This window comes from Pseudomonas sp. 1L-C-7-B-C1 (assembly GCF_057291635.1).
The window spans coordinates 155,272-173,572 of record NZ_JBXAWH010000002.1 but is presented as its reverse complement, the minus strand read 5'-3'; the positions used below and the strand labels follow the sequence as shown (position 1 = coordinate 173,572).

Genomic DNA, 18,301 nt, shown 5'->3' with positions numbered 1-18,301 from the left:
GTATGGGGGCTCTGACGAAAGCTGAGATGGCCGAACGTCTGTACGAAGAGCTAGGCCTGAACAAACGAGAAGCCAAGGAACTGGTCGAGCTGTTCTTTGAGGAAATCAGGCACGCTCTGGAAGATAACGAGCAGGTCAAATTGTCCGGATTCGGCAACTTTGATCTGCGCGATAAACGCCAGCGACCGGGCCGAAATCCCAAGACAGGGGAAGAAATCCCGATTACCGCTCGCCGTGTGGTCACCTTTCGCCCAGGGCAGAAACTGAAGGCCCGAGTTGAGGCTTATGCTGGAACCAAGTCATAACGACGAGCTACCGCCTATCCCCGGCAAACGCTACTTCACCATCGGTGAAGTCAGCGAGCTCTGCGCGGTCAAACCGCACGTTCTGCGTTATTGGGAGCAGGAGTTTCCTCAACTCAACCCGGTCAAGCGCCGCGGAAACCGCCGGTATTATCAGCGACAGGACGTGCTGATGATCCGCCAGATCCGCGCGCTGCTTTACGATCAGGGCTTCACCATTGGCGGCGCGCGTTTGCGCATGTCCAGCGATGAGGTCAAGGATGATTCACTGCAGTACAAGCAGTTGATCAAACAGATGATTGTCGAGCTGGAAGATGTGCTGGTCGTGCTGCGCAAGTGACATCGCGAGGTGAGTCGAAATACTTCCATCATTCAAAAGCTTAGGGTATATTCCTCGACGCTTTCGCAAGAACCCGCAACACAGAAGTAGCAGTGAGTAACGCCTAGTCGGGGCGTAGCGCAGTCCGGTAGCGCACTAGCATGGGGTGCTAGGGGTCGAGTGTTCGAATCACTCCGTCCCGACCATATTTTGTAAAGGGAATCAGCCACTTACCGGCCTGATTCCCTTTTTCATTTCTGGCTTGCGCAAAACCCGCCGCAACTTCCCGGCGGTTTTCAACAAACGGACTTGAGGTGCCTGATGTTCGAGCCTTACGGTGAACAGGCGAGGGATCGAAAATTTTCGGCGTGGGCCGCATTGGTTGCTCTAGTGCTCTGCGTGGGCTTTGTCTTCTATGGGGCCTGGTGGATCGGTTCCGTGTGTGGGATTTTCGCGCTTGTTTTCGGCATTCCCCCATTTGTATTCGGGAAGGAGCGGTTTGCGACAACGATGCATATTCTGAGTTGGATTGGCACGTTCGGGTGGCTCGGATAACGAGCCATCCAATTGAGATCAGGCATCGGGATACTAGGGTGACCCAATCAGGCGCGCCGTTCCAACCTCACGTCATTGGATGCAGTCCGACTTGCTTACCTGCAAGTTGACTATCAGTGAGTCGCTTGAGTCCTTGAAGGTGTAGACAAGGATCAGTCCGGACTTCACAAAAGGTCCCAGACCTTCTCTTGCGCAGGATTGCTCGACCGCGACAGTTTTTGCCCGCGTCTTAAAATCTGCAACATCAATATCAGCCTTTGCTAACTGTGTGAGTGTGTAGGAAACCCGCATCGTGCCGTCTTGGTAGGTGACTGAGTCGAGACGACTCGCATCATCAACCATTTTTGGCGTGCCGAGACTCATAATGACGGCGATGCCTTCAAGCTTTCGCTCTCGTTCCATCTTTTCCTCTTCCGGTCCAACCCTCGCGTGCCAGACCTGAATCAGGACAAAGACTGCTGTGACAACAATGAAAAATATGATGATTCCGCGATACTGCTTCAATTCAGATCCCTCTGGCAAAAGGCCGGCGGCATTTGATCACGCCAACATCGTCACCTCAAGATTGGGAACGGCTCGGTAAGGGCCGGATGGGATTGCCATTGGCCGTTTAGAAAATCCTCTACATGCCGGGCCTCGGCATGATACCGATGCCGCTCGCGCTCGATCCGTGGCAAGCGAAAATGGCCATATAAGTAGCGGTGGCAGTCACTGCGCTTTCTGGATGGGGGCGAGGTCATGATCGCAGTGTTAATGATGTCCTGTTCTGTTCAAGTCCCTCTTTGCGCTGATCGGCTGCAACACCTTTTATGCACGTTGCGAACGCCTCATTCGGCCTGACCTCGCCAGAACGAGAGTGGGCCTCGGGGCAGGGTCGTGGCCCAAAGAAGGATCGACCTCAATCAATAGATAACTTCGAACTGGATCATTAGTTTTGACGATGATCTTTTTGATCAACTTTTCAACCAGTGGGTCGATGACAAAGCATTACGAAAAAAATCAAAGGTTAAAGCTATGAGATCCAATTGGCTGGATAATTTGAAAGTGAGCAAGAAGCTTGGCCTGGGCTTCGGTGCCATCCTGCTGGGCGTTCTGACCGTGACCGGGATTGGCTATGGCAGCGCGGACCTGCTGATCAAGCGCCTGGAAAAAGCAGCCAAGGTCGCGGAAGTGAAAGCCGATATGCTCAACGTAAAAGCGGCGGCGCAAGCTTACGCCGCCAGTCCCAGTGCCAGCGCTGCGGAGGCTTACAGCGCTGCCATTGTGTCAATGAACAGCACAATTGATAACGGGCTGCTAATTCTGACCGTGCCCAAAAACGTGGACATGCTCAAGGCGATCGATAATCAGGCGGCAGAACTCAAGAAAACCTTCGATCAACTGGTCAGCAACAACCAGAAAATCGATGGAGCGATGAAGCCGCTGATCAAGGTCTCTGATGAGGTGAGCGCGACCTTCGAAAACCTGCTGGAGAAAACGCTCCAGGATGCGTCGCGCTCGCCAGACCAGTCCACTATCGACGATGTGAAAATTGCAGGCGACTTACGCAATGGGATGACCAACTTCCGTCTGGTATTCCGTCGCTACTTGAGCATGCCTACCGCGGACAATCGCCAAGCCACTTTCGCGACTGCGGACGCACTGCTTAGCCAAGTGTCCGCAGCCCGTAGTCAGCTGCCTGTGCAGTCAAACGCAGCAGTCGACACCTCGCTTGTTGCGCTTCGGCAGTACAAAGAGAACATGGCGATCATTTCGCAGATGCTGCAACAAAATGATCAGATACGCGACGCGTTACAGCAGCTTACGACCGACACCGTTAAAAGTGTCGAGGACTTGATGGCCTCACAGGTTGTTGCGGCAAACAATGAAAAGAGCAACGCCATCATCCAGTTGTTCAGCGTGGCGTTGGTTGTGCTGTTGCTGGGTGTGCTCGCTGCGGTACTGATCACCCGCCAGATCACCCGTCCGCTTAACGACAGCGTCATTGCTGCCCGACGCATCGCCGACGGTGACCTGACCTACGACATTGGCACAGACCGGGAAGACGAGTTGGGCCTGCTGCAAAACACCATGCAGCTTATGACGTCTTCCTTGCGTGAATTGATTGGCGGCATCGGCCAGGGGGTCACCCAAATCGCAACCGCCGCCGAAGAGTTGTCGGCCGCGACCGAACAGACCAGCGCTGGCGTCACTCAGCAGAAGCTGGAGGTTGACCAAGTTGCAACGGCCATGAACGAAATGGCTTCCACCGTGCAGGAGGTTGCGCAAAACACCGAAGATGCTTCGCGCGCCGCCAGACAAGCCACCGAGCGCGCTGTGCATGGCAGTTCAGTCGTACAGCATGCAACCAGAGAAATCAGTCAGCTGTCTGGAGAAGTCGGTCAGTTGGGCGTGGCGATGCAGCGCTTGACCCATGACAGCGATAAGATCGGCAGCGTCATCGACGTGATCAAGGCCGTTGCGGAGCAGACCAATCTGCTCGCCCTCAACGCAGCCATCGAAGCTGCACGCGCCGGCGAACAGGGCCGAGGTTTTGCGGTGGTGGCCGACGAGGTCCGCTCACTTGCCCAGCGCACACAGAGCTCGACCACTGAAATTGAAGCGCTGATCCAGGCCCTTCAGCACGGCACCGTGGAGGCGTCGAACCTGATGGATGCCAGCATGCGCCGGACAGAGGGCACCGTGGAGCTGGCACGCCAAGCCGAGCAAGCGCTCCTGGAGATCACTCACTCCATTTGCACGATCGAGCAGATGAGCCAGCAAATTTCGGCCGCAGCCGAGGAGCAAAGCGCTGTGACTGACGAAATCAATCGCAGCGTCATCAGTGTGCGTGACGTAGCCGACCAGTCCGCAACCGCGACGGAGCAGAGTGCCGCCTCGACATTGGAACTGGCACGCCTGGGCAATACCCTGCAGAACATGGTGGCTCGCTTCAAGGTGTAAACCACTGGGCTGATCTGTACACGAGAAACCGCTTCGGCGGTTTTTTTGTGCGGCATCACCCAGTGCGTCGCTCAGTGTTCAGGGTCGCTGGATGTTGATACCGAGAACTTTAACGACTGCAACGCGGCGAAGGTGCTGGCCTGGAATACGTTGATCATCTGCTTCATCGACCTGGTTGCGTGACAGGCGGGCAAGTTTCAGCGGCTCAACGCGCCATTCATCTGTCACCCGGCACTAATTCCCCTCAACCCACCTCTGTCCTATAAGCGCAGATTTCCTGCGTCTCGTACTGGAGGTCATCATGGGTATCGAAGACAACGGGCCAGAGAACGCGTATCCAGGCCCTGCCGAGCCGGGTAGCGAAGAAGAGGTCTATCCCGACGCAAGTGCTGACTCGGCTGAAGGCATCGACAATGAAGAGGACGCAGCCATCGCCGCCCGTAACAAAGGGCTGGACGAGATGGAAATACCTGACAATCCTCCCGTCGACGAGGACGAAGAGCCCTCTCCAGGGAACAGCTAGCGCTTGGCGTCAGACCAAACCCCACCCCGTGTGGGGTTTTTTCTGCAACACGGCCAATGTGTAACATAAATGAGCCACTCGTCGGAACGCGCGCACTATCAACGAGTTGGCTACTCCATTCAGTAGCCAAAAAAAACGGATCGATTATGCGACCTCAGACTTTCGATATTCCTAACGCTCTCGACCTGATCAGCGAGCTGGATCAGGCTACCGAGCAAATGATGTCTATCCCTGTTGAGCACGTCGGAGGAACGCAGTGGGAAGAAGCGTTTGTCAGGCAGCAGAGCGCCTTCAGAAAGTGGCGCGACTATTTGTACTGCAAGGCTGATGAACGTCCCGCTGTCCGGCTGATGAATATCGCCTGACGCGCGCCTTTTTGCTGGGCGATCCTGCTCGCTCTTAGCTGCGCAGCTCGGGCGACTCTCTACCGACGCCCGGAAATACGCTCCACCCCAGCCAGCACCTTGGGCCGCTGTGTTTGCCATTCGGTTTTGGTGATGCCCAACAGCACCACGCTGACGCGTTTGCCGTCGCGAATGATGTTTTCACGTCGAACGCCCTCGATCACAAAACCGAATTTCTGATGCATCTTGATCACTGCCGGATTGATCTCCAGCACTTCGCAGTTGAGTTTCTCCAGCGCTGCGGCGCCGAACGCGTGGTCGAGCATCCATAACTCCACCTGACTGCCAAGGCCTTTGCCCTGCAGCGTGGTGTCGAGATAGAAGGCCCAATCTGCTGTGCGGTGGGTGGTGTTGATGGCGCTCAGCGAGACAACGCCCGCCGCCGCGCCCTCAATCAGCACGACGAAGACGTGCTGCCGCGAACTGGCACGAAGCCCCTCTAGCCAGTTCAGATGCTCAGCCTCGCTGATCTCATGGTCGGTGTACATGAACTTGCGCACGTCGGGTTGATTGCGCAGTTGCCGGACGTGGGCTTGCTGGTCAACGGGCAGCTCGAGGATCGGCACGATGTTCATGGAGTCTCTTTTAAACAGATCATAAGGCTATTGAGTCCCGACCCATGCTGGCTGGCGAGCGATGCTCATTACGCGCGGCGTTGCGAAAGGCGGTTTTTTAAAAGTCGCTGGAACGAATCGATTCGCGCTTCAGTCAACCTTTCTCACACCCAGGAGGCAGAATTATTATGGCAAGCGATATCACTGAACAACTTCGTGAAGATCTTTATCAGAAAACCCGTTCCGAGCTGAACACTTTTCTCGATGAGACCAATGCCTTACTGGCGGCAGGGGATGCCTTGAACGAGGATCGCACCACTCAGGCCCATGAGCGGCTCAAGGATTTCCTTGCCCGTGGCACTACTGCGGTGAGCGACATCGAAATGGACGCCCAACCCGCGCTGACCCGAGCGGTGGGCACTGCCAAGTCCTACGTGACGACCCATCCATGGGCCGCCGTCGGTGTCGCTGCGGGACTGGGCCTGGTGGCCAGCCTGCTGCTCAAACGCAACAGGGATTGAGGAGGCCATCGTGGTTCGCCGTCGATTTCCGGTGGATCCGTTAAGTCCGACCAGCGGCCGGCTGGCGTTCGCCGGCCTCTGCACGCCCGTCATTTACCCTCGTTACCGGCTGGTACTGTTCATGGCGGGTACCGTAGCGGACGATGGATTCGGCACCGCTTTGGCGCCGGCCAATGTCTTGCGCAAGCATAAATGGGGGATACGCATGAATGTCGACGAAGACACTGTTCGTCAGTTGGCCCAGTTGATCTGGGAGACCGAAGGCAAGCCGGAAGGGCAGGAATCCCGTCACTGGGAAATGGCCACGCGCTTGGCGGAGTCCGCCGCCATGGCACCGGTCCGCACTTCCAGCAAGCATAAGGTCGATACCTTGTTCCCGTCGCCCGACGAGTCCGGCCCCGACGCATGAGAAGTCCAGAGCGCGCCCGGGCGCAGTGTCAGGGCGACGCTTGAATCAACGTCACAATCAGGCACCAGCCCTCAGCATTCAAACTGACCCGGTCGGATGCCTGACAACGCGGCGCTCCGCGTGCCGCGCATCCATCAGTGCCCAATACCACATGCCCAACCCGCCAAGGGTCAGCGCCGCTGCCGCATAGCCCGTGGCCGGCAGACCGTAACCCGCCGCAATCACCAAGCCACCCACCAGTGGCCCGATGGCGTTGGCCACGTTGAATGCGCTTTGCACCAGTGCGCCCGCCAGGGATTGCGCGTGGGGGGCAACGTCCATCAGGCGGGTTTGCAGAATCGCTGCCAGGCCCACACCGCACCCGATGAAAAACACCAGCGGAATGAGCAGCCACAGGTTATCGGTGGCCGACGGGTAGAGCGCCAGCACCAGCGCGGTGAAGCCCAGCGAGACGCCTGCGGCGAGCATGGTTGCGCGGTCGGCGGCCCATCCGCAGATGAGGTTGCCCACCGTGGTGCCCAGGCCGAACACGGCCATCACCACCGGGATCATGAAATCGGAAGCGTGAGTGACCTCGATCAGCGTGGCCGCCAGATAGGTGTACACGCAGAAGATCCCGCCGAAGCCGATGCCGGCGATGCCCAGGGTCAGCCAGACTTGCCGCGAGCGCAGGGCGTTGAGTTCGCGCAACGGGCTGGCGTCAGCTTCGGCGGGCGACGCGGGCGCGAGGCAGCGGATCAGCACCGCCGTGATCGCGGCGAGTCCGGCGACAATGGCCAAACCCCAGCGCCAGCCGAGGGTCTGGCCGATCCAGGTGGCGAACGGCACGCCGATGATGGTGGCGATGGTCAGCCCCAGGAACACGCGGGAGACCGCCTGGGCGCGACGGTTCTTCGGCACCAGCGAAGCGGCCAGCAGCATGGCGACGCCGAAATACGCGCCATGGGGGAAGCCGCTGAGAAAGCGGAAGAACACCAGCCATGGCAGCGAAGGCGCAATGGCACTCAGCGCGTTGGCGATTCCGATGAAGGCGGCGAGCGCTACCAGCAAGGCTCGACGGGGCAGGCGCACACCGAGGACCATGATCACCGGCGAACCGATGACCACGCCCAGCGCGTAGGCGCTGATGGCATGCCCGGCGAGGGGCTGGGTCACCTGGAAGTCATTGGCGATAAAGGGCAGCAACGTCATTGACGCAAATTCGGAGGTGCCGATGGCAAACGCGCCCATGGCAAGGGCGAACAGCAGCCAGCCCATATTGAAGGCCGGGGGAGTGTGGGAGGTAGTCATGGGAGATCGAGGAGGGTTTCCGGGAAGAAGCATGCTGTGATGCCTGAAACCGATTTCAGTTCAACCCGCGATACAAGCCGGCTGATGCGGGTGGCGCATCAGTCGGCGGTTCAGCATGATCAGTCCTTGGGCTTGGCATCGGGCAGGGCGGCGCCCTTGGGCCACAGCATCCAGATCTGGCCCTGCTGCTTCATATTGCCAGCCAGTTCGCCGGCCGCGTCGCCGGTGCCCCAGAACATGTCGGCGCGGACTTCGCCGGCAATAGCGCCGCCGGTGTCCTGCGCCGCGACCGGGCGCACCAGCGGCGTGCCGTCGGGGCGGGTCGACGACAGCCACAACAGGCTGCCGAGGGGGATGACCTTGCGATCAATCGCCACGCTGTAGCCAGCGGTCAGCGGCACATTCAGCGAGCCGCGCGGCCCTTCGGTGCTGTCCGGGCGCAAGGTGAAGAACACATAACTCGGGTTGCTGCCCAGCAGTTCATTCACGCGTTCGGGGTGCGCGATCGCCCAGTCGCGGATGCGGCCCATCGACACTTCGTCCTTGGTTAATTGCCCTTGCTCCACCAGCCAGCGGCCGATCGGCTTGTAGGGGTAGCCGTTTTGATCGGCGTAGGCGATGCGCAACTGACGGCCATTCTCCAGCTGAACCCGACCCGAACCCTGGATTTGCAGGAACTGCAGGTCGATGGGGTTTTCCAGCCAGGCCAGCACGGGGGCATTGGCGCCTTTGTTGCCGATGGTTGCGGCATCGTCGTAGGGACGCAGCACGCGGCCGTCAAGCCGCCCGCGCAGGCGCTTGCCCTTGAGTTCGGGATAGATGCTGTCGAGGTTGACGATGATCAGGTCATCGGGCACGCCGTACACCGCCACCGGGTGTGCGTCGTTGCGTTGCTCGCTCCCTTTGTAGATCGGTTCGTAATAGCCGGTGATCAGCCCGTTGGCGCCGTGCTCGGAGGAGCGCAGGCTGTAGACCTGCAGTTGATTCTTGAGAAAGTCGCGCACGGCCGCCGGGTTCTGCGGCACCTGGGCGGCGAGGGCGCAGGTGCCGCCCCAGACCGCGTCCTTGGCCAGACGCTTGCACGCCGAGAACCAGCTGTTGTAGCCGGCCATCAGGTCGGTGTCGTTCACCGCCGGCAGTTTGTCCCACTCGACGCTGACGTAGGTCGTCGCTTCGGAAGGCTTGGTCTTCGGCGCGCCGCCGTCACAGGCGGCGAGCAGGGCGATCAATGGAGCGAGGCAGAATACGAAACGGCGCCAGTGCAGGCTTGTGGTCATCACGCGGGGTGTTTCCTGAGAATCATGCGAAGGCGGCTAGCTTGGTGAAAGCCGAGGGCTGCGTCAAATGGATGAGGGAATCATTTGAATGAAAGCTCACGTGGCGGCGCAAGCGCCTTGAATGCGCGGCGGATTTGCGCGCGAATGCTTCATCTCAAACCCCAGATATTTTGTGTGTGTACCGACCCCTTGGTGGACACACTCACTTCACCCTGTCCGTCGCACCTCATCCGCCCTTGATCGGCTTTGAAGGTTTTTAAAAAAAGACTAACCACTTCGTCCCCTCATTCGTCTTTCAGATAAGGCGCGCTTACCTGCGCCGTTCCAACACCATGAGGGTTTACACATGAGCTTCGACAGCGAAAGCACACAGTTCCGGGTCGTCATCAACCACGAAGAACAGTACTCCATCTGGCCCGACTACAAAGCCATCCCGGACGGCTGGAAAAGCGTCGGCGTCGAAGGCGACAAACAGACCTGCCTCAACCACATCGAAAGCGTCTGGACCGACATGCGTCCCCTCAGCCTGCGCAAGGCGATGGCCTGAATCCACCCCCTTCAGCCACATCAGGAGCGTACCGCCCATGAACATGCGCATGCTCACCCCCGAACGCCTGCGCCTCGAAGCCGGCTTTCCCCTGCGCGTCCAGCCCTGCCAGGCCGGGGCTTCCCTGGCCGCCGAAATCGACGCCCTGCGCAGCATCGTCAACCAGTCCCTGGAGCGCGACGGCGCCATCCTCTTCAGCGGATTCACCCCTGAAGGGGTGGAAGGCTTCCAGCGATTTGCCGCCTCCTTCGGCCATCCGTTGCTCAACTACGAATTCGGCTCCACCCCGCGCAGCCAGGTCGATGGCAAAGGCGTCTACACCTCCACCGAATACCCGGCCCACCGCTCGATCCCCCTGCACAACGAACAGGCCTACACCACCGAATGGCCCATGCGCATCTTCTTCTACTGCGCCAAAGCCGCGGTCAGCGGCGGCGAAACGCCGATTGCCGACAGCCGCCGCGTGTTCCAGCGCATCAGCCCGGCCCTGCGCAAACGCTTTGAAGAAAAGCGCCTGATGTACGTGCGCAACTACGGCAACGGCCTCGACCTGACCTGGCAGCAGGTGTTCAACACCGACCGTCACAGCGACGTCGAGGATTACTGCCGCAGCCGGGGCATCCAGTGCGACTGGAACGAGGACGGCGACCTGCGCACCCGGCAGTTGGTGCAAGGCGTCGCCCAGCATCCGCGTACCAGAGACTGGGTCTGGTTCAATCAGGCACACCTGTTTCACCTGTCGAACCTGGATGAAGAAATGCAGGAAATCCTCCTCGACACCGTTGGCGAAGAAGGCCTGCCGCGCAACGTCTATTACGGCGACGGCAGCCCGCTGGAGGCCGACGCGCTGGCGGAAATTCGGGGCGTGCTGAGCGAATGCGAAGTGGTCTTCCCGTGGCAGACCGGCGACGTGCTGATGCTCGACAACATGCTCACGGCGCACTCGCGCAAGCCGTTCAGCGGTGAGCGCAAAGTCGTGGTTGCCATGGCCGAAGGCGTCAGCGGCAACACCCTGCACACCCTTTCCTGAGTCCGATATTCATGCAGAAAACCAAGCTTGTTTACGTCTGGTCGTTGCGTAACGCAGCGGCGGACAAGGCCGGTCAATACGTCGATTACCACGGCGAACAGCGCTACATGACCTCGCCACTGGAGTACCTGGTCAAAGCGCTCAACGACACCGCCCTCGGCGATCACTATTCCCTGGAAGCGATCATCTACGACGAGAACCCCGAGTCGGCACGCGATCGCGAGAGCATTAAGGATTACGGTTTCGCGCCGGGGCAGGGCGCGCACTGGTTCTACCCGGCGGGCCTGACGGTTCAGGGTCGCAAGGTCGATGACCTGCTTGAAAACGTGCCTTCGAGCTACCGCGCCTTGCCTTTGGGCGGCAGCGCGCGGCCGGCCGGCAAATCGGATTTCGAGCGACGTCTCGGCGAGCGCCTGCACGCGCTGGGCGCCGACATCGTGGTGCTCGACGGGCTGCTGGTGATCCTCGATGAACTGGTGCGTGAAGGCGCTGATTTCCATCGGCGCATCTTCAACGTGCACCCGGGCATCACGCGTCTGGAATCGCCTTACGAGCGGCGCGGCGCGTACGCCACCCTCGACGCGCTGTACGGCGCCCGCGGCAAGAAAGTGGTCGACTGGACCACGCGGGAGATGGTCGACATTCCGGTGGTGAACATGACCGGCGCGTCCTTCCATTACGTCGACACCGGCATTGACTCCGGTGAGGTGGTGTTCGATGTGCTCGACACGCCCATCGCGGCGGACGACACCATCCTCGAACTGCGTTGGAACAACTTCAACAACAGCCTGTTTCCGGCGTTGGAGCAGGGGTTGTGGGTGCTGGCGCGGCAGCGGTCTCATTGATCGTACGTGGTTGAACAGGTCGTCGGCGCAGCGAGTCGCCCCATGATTCCTGCGCTGGCGCCTTTGTTCATTGCCGATTTCCAGCACTATCGCGACGTCCTGGTGCTGCCCGACGATCCCCGCGCCGGCGTGCCGTTGCGTACGATTCTGACCGGCGACGGTTTAAGCGACGTGCTCACGCGATTCGGCAGCGCCTATCCGCCCAGCGACCCTCGAGGACTGGCGTCGCTGTGGAGTAAGCACTATTTCATCAAGCTGATTCCGCCGGTGGTGGCGGCGTCGCTGATCCTCAACCACCGCTTGCCACTGCGGCTTGACCACCTGCAATTGATCCTCGATGACAATGGCCTGCCTGCCGCCTTCAAGCTGCCTGACCCAGGCCAGCGCTGGACGCCTGCCCCGGTGGACGCCTTTGCGCGTTTCGACGACGTGGTTGAACACCACCTCCGGCCCTTCATTGATGCCATCGCCCGCACCGTGCGCTTGTCCCCAAACGTGCTGTGGAGCAACGCCGGCAACTATCTCGAGTGGCTTTTGGGCGTGCTGGCGAACGCCATGCCTCACACCGATCTGACCCATGGTCACCAGTTGCTCAACGCCCGACATTTGCCGGACGGACGTCGTAATCCGCTCTTCCAACCCGTGCGGTATGTCGGGGTCGACGGGCGACCCGAGCTGAAACGCCAACGCCGTGTGTGCTGCATTCGTTATCGCGTCAGCGGAGTTGAGTTGTGTGACAACTGTCCGTTGCTCCATCGCAGGCCCGATCTCACAAGCTGACTCCCGACTGGTCGGTCTAAAAGCTGCGCGGGCTCTGGGCTGTGGCTTTTGGCATATCCATATGCATAGGTGGTCGCCATAAGTGTGAGGTCAAATCGCTATCAAAATCTTTAAGTTGTACGATCTCTGGCCGATAGTGTGGGACTAACGACCAGGAGGTGACCCGTCCCATGAAGCTTACCGTCAAGAGCAAGCTGCTCTGTCTTGCCATCATTCCTGCCCTGTTGTTTGCACTGATTCTCAGCGGCGTCGCCGCCTGGGTGCTACAGCGCAGCGCGGATCAGGAAATGCAGGAAACCCGTGAAAAGCTCGTCGAGCGCAATCGCGACGTTCTCAAGAACTACGTCGACGTGGCGCTCACCACCATCAAGCCTTTGCACGACGCCTCCGCACCCGGCGACATGGCCGCACGAGACAGGGCCCTGGCGTTGCTCAAGCCAATGAAATACGGCGAAGACGGGTACTTCTTCGGGTATGACACCAAGGGTGTGCGGGTTTTTCGCGGCGACAGCGCGGCGGGCGTCGGCAAAAGCTTCTGGGACACCCGCGACCCTGACGGCACTTACCATTACCAGACCTTCGTGGAAGTGGCGAAAAACGGGAAACATTACGTCGATTACGCTGCGCCCAAACCCGGCGATGAAGCGGTGCAGGTGCCCAAGCTCGGTTACACCGTGTACCTGGAAAAGTGGGACATGGTGCTGGGCAGCGCGATCAACATGGACGACATCGACGCCGCCATGGTCCTGGAGCAGGCCGCCGTCACCAGCCGCAGCCGCAACATTCTCGGCAGCGTCTTTGTGGTGACCCTGGTCTTGCTGCTGCTCACGGCGGCGGCCGGCCTCTGGACCGCCAACGGGATCGTCCGGCCCCTGCGCATTCTCAAAAGCAATCTGGACGACATCGCTGCCGGCGACGGTGACCTGACCCACCGTCTGGTGGTTACCAGCCGCGATGAACTGGGTGACCTGGCGACCTCGTTCAACCGTTTCGTCGACAAGATCCACGCCATGGTCCGGCAGATTGCGCAGATGACCACCGACCTCGATGGGCTGGTGAATCAGGCCACCCAGCAAACCCTGCGCTCCGAAACAGCCATGCAGCGTCAGCGGGAGGAGACCGACCAGGTTGCCACCGCGATTCACGAGATGTCCGCCGCCGCGCAAGAAGTCGCACACAGCGCGCAACGGGCCGCCGAGGCCGCGTCGGAAACCGACCAGCAGGGCCAGGCCGCGCGCAAAGTGGTGGGCTCCAGTATCACCGGCATGAACTCGCTGGTGAACGACATCCGCCTGAGCGGCTCCAGCCTGGACAGCCTGCAACAGGACGTGCGCTCCATCGTATCGGTGCTCGCCGTCATCCGTTCGATCGCCGAACAGACTAACCTGCTGGCCCTCAACGCAGCGATCGAGGCCGCCCGCGCCGGGGAAGCCGGGCGCGGTTTTGCGGTGGTCGCCGATGAAGTCCGCGCACTGGCCAGCCGCACCCAGCAAAGCACCCAGGAAATCCAGGGCATGATCACCCGCCTCGAAACAGGCACCCACGCCTCGGTAGACGCCATGCGCCGTTCCACCGAAGCGGGCGAGGGCGCCAACCGGCAGACCAACGAAGTGGGCCAGTCGCTGGATTCCATTTCGGGGCTCATCGGCACCATCAACGCGATGAATGCGCAGATTGCCAGCGCCGCCGAAGAGCAGACCTCGGTGGCCGAAGAAATCAACCGCAGCGTCCACCAGATCGCCGGTGCCGTGGAGAACCTCGCAGAGGAAACCGAGCAGAGCTCGCGCACCATGCGTGACGTCTCCACGCTGGGCAGCAACCTCAGCGCGCTGGTGCGCCAATTCAAGATTTGATGAATCGTTTAACCCGAGCACGTTGAGGCGTTAGCTGTTTTAGTAACGCCTCAATGCTTAGCTTGGCAATGATTAGCACGCGATCTATTTCCCTCGCGCGTGCGGCTCAATCGCCGCAGCGCAGGGCGAATCCATAAGAAGAACACACAAGAAAAAACGAAGCACACCCGTGTTTGGTCTCAGGAGAAGTGAACAATGTTCGATGACGACACCTCCCCGGCGCGTCGCGACTTTCTACGCAAGTCGCTGACGCTCATCCCTGTTGTGACCCTGGCCAGCGCAGGCCTCCCGGCGGCTGCTTTCGCCCAGACCCCGGCCAGCGATGCAAAGCAAAGCCCGTCTGCCGCGTCGCCGCCCGCGGCGGGTGACTACACGCCGACGTTCTTCACCCCGCAAGAGTGGGCCTTCCTCATCGCCGCCTGTGATCGCCTGATCCCGGCCGACCACGTCGGCCCCGGCGCCGTCGAATTGGGCGTGCCTGAATTCCTTGATCGGCACATGCAGACGCCCTATGCCAACGGTGGCATCTGGTACATGCAGGGCCCGTTCCTCGAAGCCGCGCCCGAGTTTGGCTACCAGGGCCGGCTGAACCTGCGCGAAACCCTGCGCCTGGGTATCAAGGCCATGGACGCGAACTGCAAGAAGACCCACGACGGCAAGGTGTTCGCCGAGCTTTCCACCGCCCAGCAGGAAGACCTGCTCAAGGCGGCCGAGGGCGGCAAGCTGGCGCTGGACGACATCGCCCCGAAGCTGTTCTTCAGCAACCTGCTGAACGAAGTGCGCAACGGCTATTTCGCCGACCCGTCCCACGGCGGCAACAAAAACATGGGCGCGTGGAAAATGATCGGTTACCCCGGCATGCGCGCCGATTACATGGACTGGATCACCGTGCGCGACAAGCCGTATCCGCTGGCACCGGTCGATCTTTCCGGGCGGAGGGGCTGAGCATGGCCAACGCAAAACCGAAAGTAGACGCCGTCATCGTGGGCATGGGCTGGACCGGCGCGATCATGGCGAAGGAACTCACCGACGCCGGGCTGAACGTGGTCGTCCTGGAACGCGGCGCCGACCGCGACACGCAACCGGATTTCGCCTACCCGAAAGTGGTCGATGAGCTGGAAGGGTCCGTGCATCGCCGCTACCTGCAGAGCCTGGCGCAGGAAACCGTCACCGTGCGCCACAACCTCACGTCCACTGCCGTGCCGTATCGGCAGATGGGTTCTTTCAAACCTGGCACTGGCGTCGGCGGGGCCGGCAGTCACTGGTCCGGCTGCCATTTCCGCGCGTTGCCTGAAGACTTCAAGCTGCGTACGAACGTCGAGCAGCGCTATGGCGCCAGCTTCATCCCGTCGGACATGAGCATTCAGGATTTCCCGGTCAGCTACGAAGACCTCGAACCGCATTTCGATCACTTCGAATACGTCTGCGGCACCTCGGGCAAGGCGGGGATCATCAGCGGCGTCAGGCAGCCCGGCGGCAACCCGTTCGAAGGCTCGCGCTCCCGTGAGTTTCCCCTCGGCCCTAACCCCAATTACCTCGGCGCCGAAATGTTCTACGGCGCAGCAAGGGAAATGGGCTGGGACCCGTACCCGATTCCGGCCTCCAACGCGTCGGCGCCCTACGTCAATCCGTACGGTTGCCAGATGGGCCCGTGCAACGCCTGCGGCTTCTGCAGCGACTACGGCTGCCTGAACTACTCCAAGGCGAGCCCCAACATCAGCATTCTGCCGGTGCTGCGCCAGCGCAAGAACTTCGAGCTGCGCACCCACGCCCAAGTGCTCAAGGTCAACCTCGACAGCGATGGCAAAAAAGCCACCGGCGTCACCTACCTCGACGCCCAGGGTCGGGAAGTCGAGCAGCAGGCCGATCTGGTCCTGCTGTGCGCGTTCTCACTCTATAACGTTCACCTGATGCTGCTCTCCGGGATCGGAAAACCCTACGATCCGCAGACCGGCGAAGGCACCATCGGGCGTAACTATTCCTACCAGAACCTCAACCGGGTGGTGTTGTTTTTCAACAAGGACGTTCAGGCCAATCAGTTCATCGGGATCGGTGGCGCCGGCACGACGATGGACAACCTCAACGGCAACCAGCTGGACAACGCCAAGGCCGGGTTCGTCGGCGGCGGCATCATCTGGGCGCGGCAGCCTGGGGCCGGTCCGGTGCGCGGTATTAACGTGCCGCCGGGCACACCGAACTGGGGCACGGCCTGGAAACAGGCGGCGAGCGATTCGTTCCGTCACTCGTTTTATTTCGAAGTCCAGGGCGCCTGCATGTCCTACAAGCAGCATTACCTGAGCCTGGACCCGACCTACAAAGACGGGTTCGGTCGACCGCTGCTGCGCATGAACTTCGACTGGCACGACAATGAGGTCAAGGCCTCGCAGTTTCTGGTGGGCAAGGCGCTGGAAATGTCGAAGATCCTCAACCCGATCGCGCTGGCCGGCGACGCCAAGAAACCCGGCGAGCATTACAACATCACCAAGTACCAGAGCACCCACACTTGCGGCGGCGCGATCATGGGCAGCGATCCGAAGACCTCGGCGCTGAACCGTTATCTGCAATCCTGGGACGTTCACAACGTCTTTGCCATCGGCGCCAACGCGTTCCCGCAGAACAATGGCTACAACCCGACCGGCATGGTGGGTGCGCTGGCGTACTGGTCAGCCACGGCCATCCGCGAGCAGTACCTGAAAAACCCCGGCCCGCTGGTTCAGGCTTAAGGAGAAATGACATGAAAAAGTTCCTCCTGAGCCTGATTTCGCTGGCGGTGCTGGTGTTTGTCGCGCTGCTGGTGTTCGCGCTGTGGCCGACCTCGACGCCAAAACTCGCCCCCGCGCCCGACCCTGACCAAGCCGCGCTGATCGAGAAAGGCCGCTACCTGGCGGACGCCGGCGATTGCACGGCGTGTCACACCGTCAGTGGCGGCAAGCCATTCGCGGGAGGGCTGCCGATTGCTTCGCCGATCGGCACGCTCTACAGCAGCAATATCACCCCGGACAAGGCGAGCGGGATCGGCAGTTACTCCCTGGATGACTTCGACCGCGCGCTGCGTCATGGCATCGCGGCCAACGGCAACAGCCTGTACCCGGCCATGCCGTATCCGGCCTATGCGCGAACCACGGATGACGACGTGCGCGCGCTGTATGCGTACTTCATGCACGGCGTGGCACCGGTGGAGGCCGAGAACCGCGCCAATGACGTGCCGTGGCCATTGTCCATGCGCTGGCCGCTGGCGATCTGGCGCAAGGTGTTTGCGCCAACGCCCGAGGCCGTTGCGTTCAATGCGGCGCGTTACCCGGATTCGCAAGTGGCGCGCGGGGCTTATCTGGTTCAGGGACTGGGGCATTGCGGCAGCTGCCACACGCCCCGTGCGCTGACCTTGCAGGAAAAAGCACTGGATGAATCGGGTGCGGCGTTCCTGTCGGGCGGGCCGGTGATCGACGGCTGGCTGGCGGTCAACCTGCGCGGCAATCCTGCCGATGGCCTGGGCAGCTGGAGCAAGGACGACATCGTCGCCACCCTGCGCAGCGCGCGCAGTGCGACCCACGCGGTGTTGGGCGGCGCGATGGGCGATGTGGTCGTGCACAGCACCCAGCATCTCAACGATGCCGACCTGCAGGCGGTGGCCGCGTACCTGAAGACCCTGCCGGCGAGCGAGCGTCAGGTGTCCAGCTTCAAGGCGGATCCGGCCACGGCCAAGGCCCTGGCGGCGGGCCAGGAGGGCAGTCGCGGCGCCGAGTTGTATGTCGACAACTGCGCCGCCTGTCACCGCACCAACGGGCAGGGTTATGAGCGTGTCTTCCCGAAGATCGCCGGTAACTCGTCGGTGCTGTCGGAAGACCCGGTGTCGATGATTCGTCTGATGCTCGCGGGCAGCAACTTGCCCGCCACTGCCACGGCGCCGTCGCAACTGGGCATGCCCGGGTTCGCCTGGCGGCTGTCCGATGAGGAAGTGGCGCAACTGCTGACCTTCATCCGCAGCAGCTGGGGCAATCAGGCGCCTGCTGTCACCGCCGCGCAAGTGGCGCAAATGCGCGCGACCTTGCCCAAGGAGTCTCCAGCGGTGAGTCGCACGGACATCGCCAAGCCGTAAGCTTGAGCGCAGCAGGCCTCGCCTTTGTGGGACCGCGTGCCCTTAGTGGGACC

19 protein-coding genes, 1 tRNA gene and 2 pseudogenes are annotated in these 18,301 nt (G+C 60.8%); 18 read left to right on the top strand and 4 right to left on the bottom strand.

Annotation, left to right across the window (positions count from 1 at the left end; translation table 11 throughout):
- Positions 1 to 2 precede the first annotated feature (2 nt).
- From ihfA to AC0Z8Z_RS03945, 3 genes are all read left to right on the top strand, one after another.
- A complete protein-coding gene (gene ihfA, locus AC0Z8Z_RS03955) occupies positions 3 to 305 on the top strand; it encodes an integration host factor subunit alpha (protein ID WP_002553164.1) in 303 nt (100 codons plus the stop codon).
- Positions 286 to 642 (top strand): MerR family transcriptional regulator, encoded by a 357-nt coding sequence (locus AC0Z8Z_RS03950; protein WP_074887387.1) that lies wholly within the window; start codon positions 286 to 288, stop codon positions 640 to 642. Before ihfA ends, AC0Z8Z_RS03950 begins: the two co-directional genes overlap by 20 nt.
- A 108-nt stretch (positions 643 to 750) precedes the next feature.
- Positions 751 to 827 (top strand) — tRNA-Pro (locus AC0Z8Z_RS03945).
- A 421-nt stretch (positions 828 to 1,248) separates the two neighbouring features.
- On the opposite strand, the gene AC0Z8Z_RS03940 is transcribed toward AC0Z8Z_RS03945, so the two are convergent.
- On the bottom strand, positions 1,249 to 1,680 hold the full coding sequence (locus AC0Z8Z_RS03940; RefSeq protein WP_485617974.1) for a hypothetical protein: 432 nt from the start codon (positions 1,678 to 1,680) through the stop codon (positions 1,249 to 1,251).
- Between the two features lie 510 nt (positions 1,681 to 2,190).
- Here AC0Z8Z_RS03940 and AC0Z8Z_RS03935 point away from each other — a divergent pair.
- From AC0Z8Z_RS03935 to AC0Z8Z_RS03920, 4 genes and pseudogenes are all read left to right on the top strand, one after another.
- Positions 2,191 to 3,264: pseudogene (locus AC0Z8Z_RS03935) on the top strand (methyl-accepting chemotaxis protein); the annotation flags it as partial.
- Positions 3,247 to 4,119, top strand: a complete 873-nt coding sequence (locus AC0Z8Z_RS03930; RefSeq protein ID WP_485618261.1) for a methyl-accepting chemotaxis protein — start codon at positions 3,247 to 3,249, stop codon at positions 4,117 to 4,119. The pseudogene AC0Z8Z_RS03935 and the gene AC0Z8Z_RS03930, both read left to right, overlap by 18 nt.
- Before the next feature lie 301 nt (positions 4,120 to 4,420).
- The gene (locus tag AC0Z8Z_RS03925; RefSeq protein WP_122538273.1) at positions 4,421 to 4,642 is read left to right on the top strand and encodes a hypothetical protein; all 222 of its coding nucleotides are present in this window, start codon (positions 4,421 to 4,423) and stop codon (positions 4,640 to 4,642) included.
- Between the two features lie 146 nt (positions 4,643 to 4,788).
- Positions 4,789 to 5,007: a hypothetical protein gene (locus tag AC0Z8Z_RS03920; protein ID WP_122538275.1), complete on the top strand. Its 219-nt coding sequence runs from the start codon at positions 4,789 to 4,791 to the stop codon at positions 5,005 to 5,007.
- A gap of 59 nt (positions 5,008 to 5,066) precedes the next feature.
- On the opposite strand, the gene pseH is transcribed toward AC0Z8Z_RS03920, so the two are convergent.
- Complete coding sequence (pseH, locus tag AC0Z8Z_RS03915) at positions 5,067 to 5,621, bottom strand: UDP-4-amino-4,6-dideoxy-N-acetyl-beta-L-altrosamine N-acetyltransferase (protein WP_485617972.1); 555 nt, start codon at positions 5,619 to 5,621, stop codon at positions 5,067 to 5,069.
- 167 nt (positions 5,622 to 5,788) lie between these two features.
- Here pseH and AC0Z8Z_RS03910 point away from each other — a divergent pair, with 167 nt between their 5' ends.
- On the top strand, positions 5,789 to 6,121 hold the full coding sequence (locus AC0Z8Z_RS03910) for an ElaB/YgaM/YqjD family protein (protein WP_485617971.1): 333 nt from the start codon (positions 5,789 to 5,791) through the stop codon (positions 6,119 to 6,121).
- Between the two features lie 10 nt (positions 6,122 to 6,131).
- Positions 6,132 to 6,530: a DUF2934 domain-containing protein gene (locus tag AC0Z8Z_RS03905; protein WP_240356686.1), complete on the top strand. Its 399-nt coding sequence runs from the start codon at positions 6,132 to 6,134 to the stop codon at positions 6,528 to 6,530.
- Between the two features lie 78 nt (positions 6,531 to 6,608).
- Here AC0Z8Z_RS03905 and AC0Z8Z_RS03900 read toward each other — a convergent pair whose 3' ends face one another.
- The gene (locus AC0Z8Z_RS03900) at positions 6,609 to 7,820 is read right to left on the bottom strand and encodes an MFS transporter (RefSeq protein ID WP_485617970.1); all 1,212 of its coding nucleotides are present in this window, start codon (positions 7,818 to 7,820) and stop codon (positions 6,609 to 6,611) included.
- 119 nt (positions 7,821 to 7,939) lie between these two features.
- Positions 7,940 to 9,097 (bottom strand): MltA domain-containing protein, encoded by a 1,158-nt coding sequence (mltA, locus tag AC0Z8Z_RS03895; RefSeq protein ID WP_122624226.1) that lies wholly within the window; start codon positions 9,095 to 9,097, stop codon positions 7,940 to 7,942.
- A 346-nt stretch (positions 9,098 to 9,443) separates the two neighbouring features.
- On the opposite strand from mltA, the gene AC0Z8Z_RS03890 reads away from it, so the two are divergent.
- The 9 genes and pseudogenes from AC0Z8Z_RS03890 to AC0Z8Z_RS03850 all read left to right on the top strand — a co-directional run bounded on the left by AC0Z8Z_RS03890 (position 9,444) and on the right by AC0Z8Z_RS03850 (position 18,248).
- Positions 9,444 to 9,644 (top strand): MbtH family protein, encoded by a 201-nt coding sequence (locus AC0Z8Z_RS03890; protein WP_122538284.1) that lies wholly within the window; start codon positions 9,444 to 9,446, stop codon positions 9,642 to 9,644.
- A 37-nt stretch (positions 9,645 to 9,681) separates the two neighbouring features.
- Positions 9,682 to 10,674 carry a TauD/TfdA family dioxygenase gene (locus tag AC0Z8Z_RS03885; RefSeq protein WP_485617968.1) on the top strand — a complete coding sequence of 331 codons (993 nt, stop codon included), beginning with the start codon at positions 9,682 to 9,684 and terminating at the stop codon, positions 10,672 to 10,674.
- Between the two features lie 11 nt (positions 10,675 to 10,685).
- Entirely contained in the window at positions 10,686 to 11,519 is an 834-nt protein-coding gene (locus tag AC0Z8Z_RS03880) for a formyl transferase (protein WP_485617967.1), read from the top strand.
- Positions 11,520 to 11,561: 42 nt separating this feature from the next.
- Complete coding sequence (gene fhuF / locus AC0Z8Z_RS03875; protein ID WP_485617966.1) at positions 11,562 to 12,299, top strand: siderophore-iron reductase FhuF; 738 nt, start codon at positions 11,562 to 11,564, stop codon at positions 12,297 to 12,299.
- Positions 12,300 to 12,469: 170 nt separating this feature from the next.
- A pseudogene (locus tag AC0Z8Z_RS03870) lies at positions 12,470 to 13,294 on the top strand (cache domain-containing protein); the annotation flags it as partial.
- Positions 13,295 to 13,309: 15 nt separating this feature from the next.
- Positions 13,310 to 14,152, top strand: a complete 843-nt coding sequence (locus tag AC0Z8Z_RS03865; protein ID WP_485618260.1) for a methyl-accepting chemotaxis protein — start codon at positions 13,310 to 13,312, stop codon at positions 14,150 to 14,152.
- Positions 14,153 to 14,347: 195 nt separating this feature from the next.
- Positions 14,348 to 15,097 (top strand): gluconate 2-dehydrogenase subunit 3 family protein, encoded by a 750-nt coding sequence (locus AC0Z8Z_RS03860; protein ID WP_485617965.1) that lies wholly within the window; start codon positions 14,348 to 14,350, stop codon positions 15,095 to 15,097.
- Positions 15,098 to 15,099: 2 nt separating this feature from the next.
- Entirely contained in the window at positions 15,100 to 16,875 is a 1,776-nt protein-coding gene (locus AC0Z8Z_RS03855) for a GMC family oxidoreductase (protein WP_172611747.1), read from the top strand.
- An 11-nt stretch (positions 16,876 to 16,886) separates the two neighbouring features.
- Complete coding sequence (locus AC0Z8Z_RS03850) at positions 16,887 to 18,248, top strand: cytochrome c (protein ID WP_485617964.1); 1,362 nt, start codon at positions 16,887 to 16,889, stop codon at positions 18,246 to 18,248.
- The last annotated feature ends 53 nt before the right edge of the window (positions 18,249 to 18,301 follow it).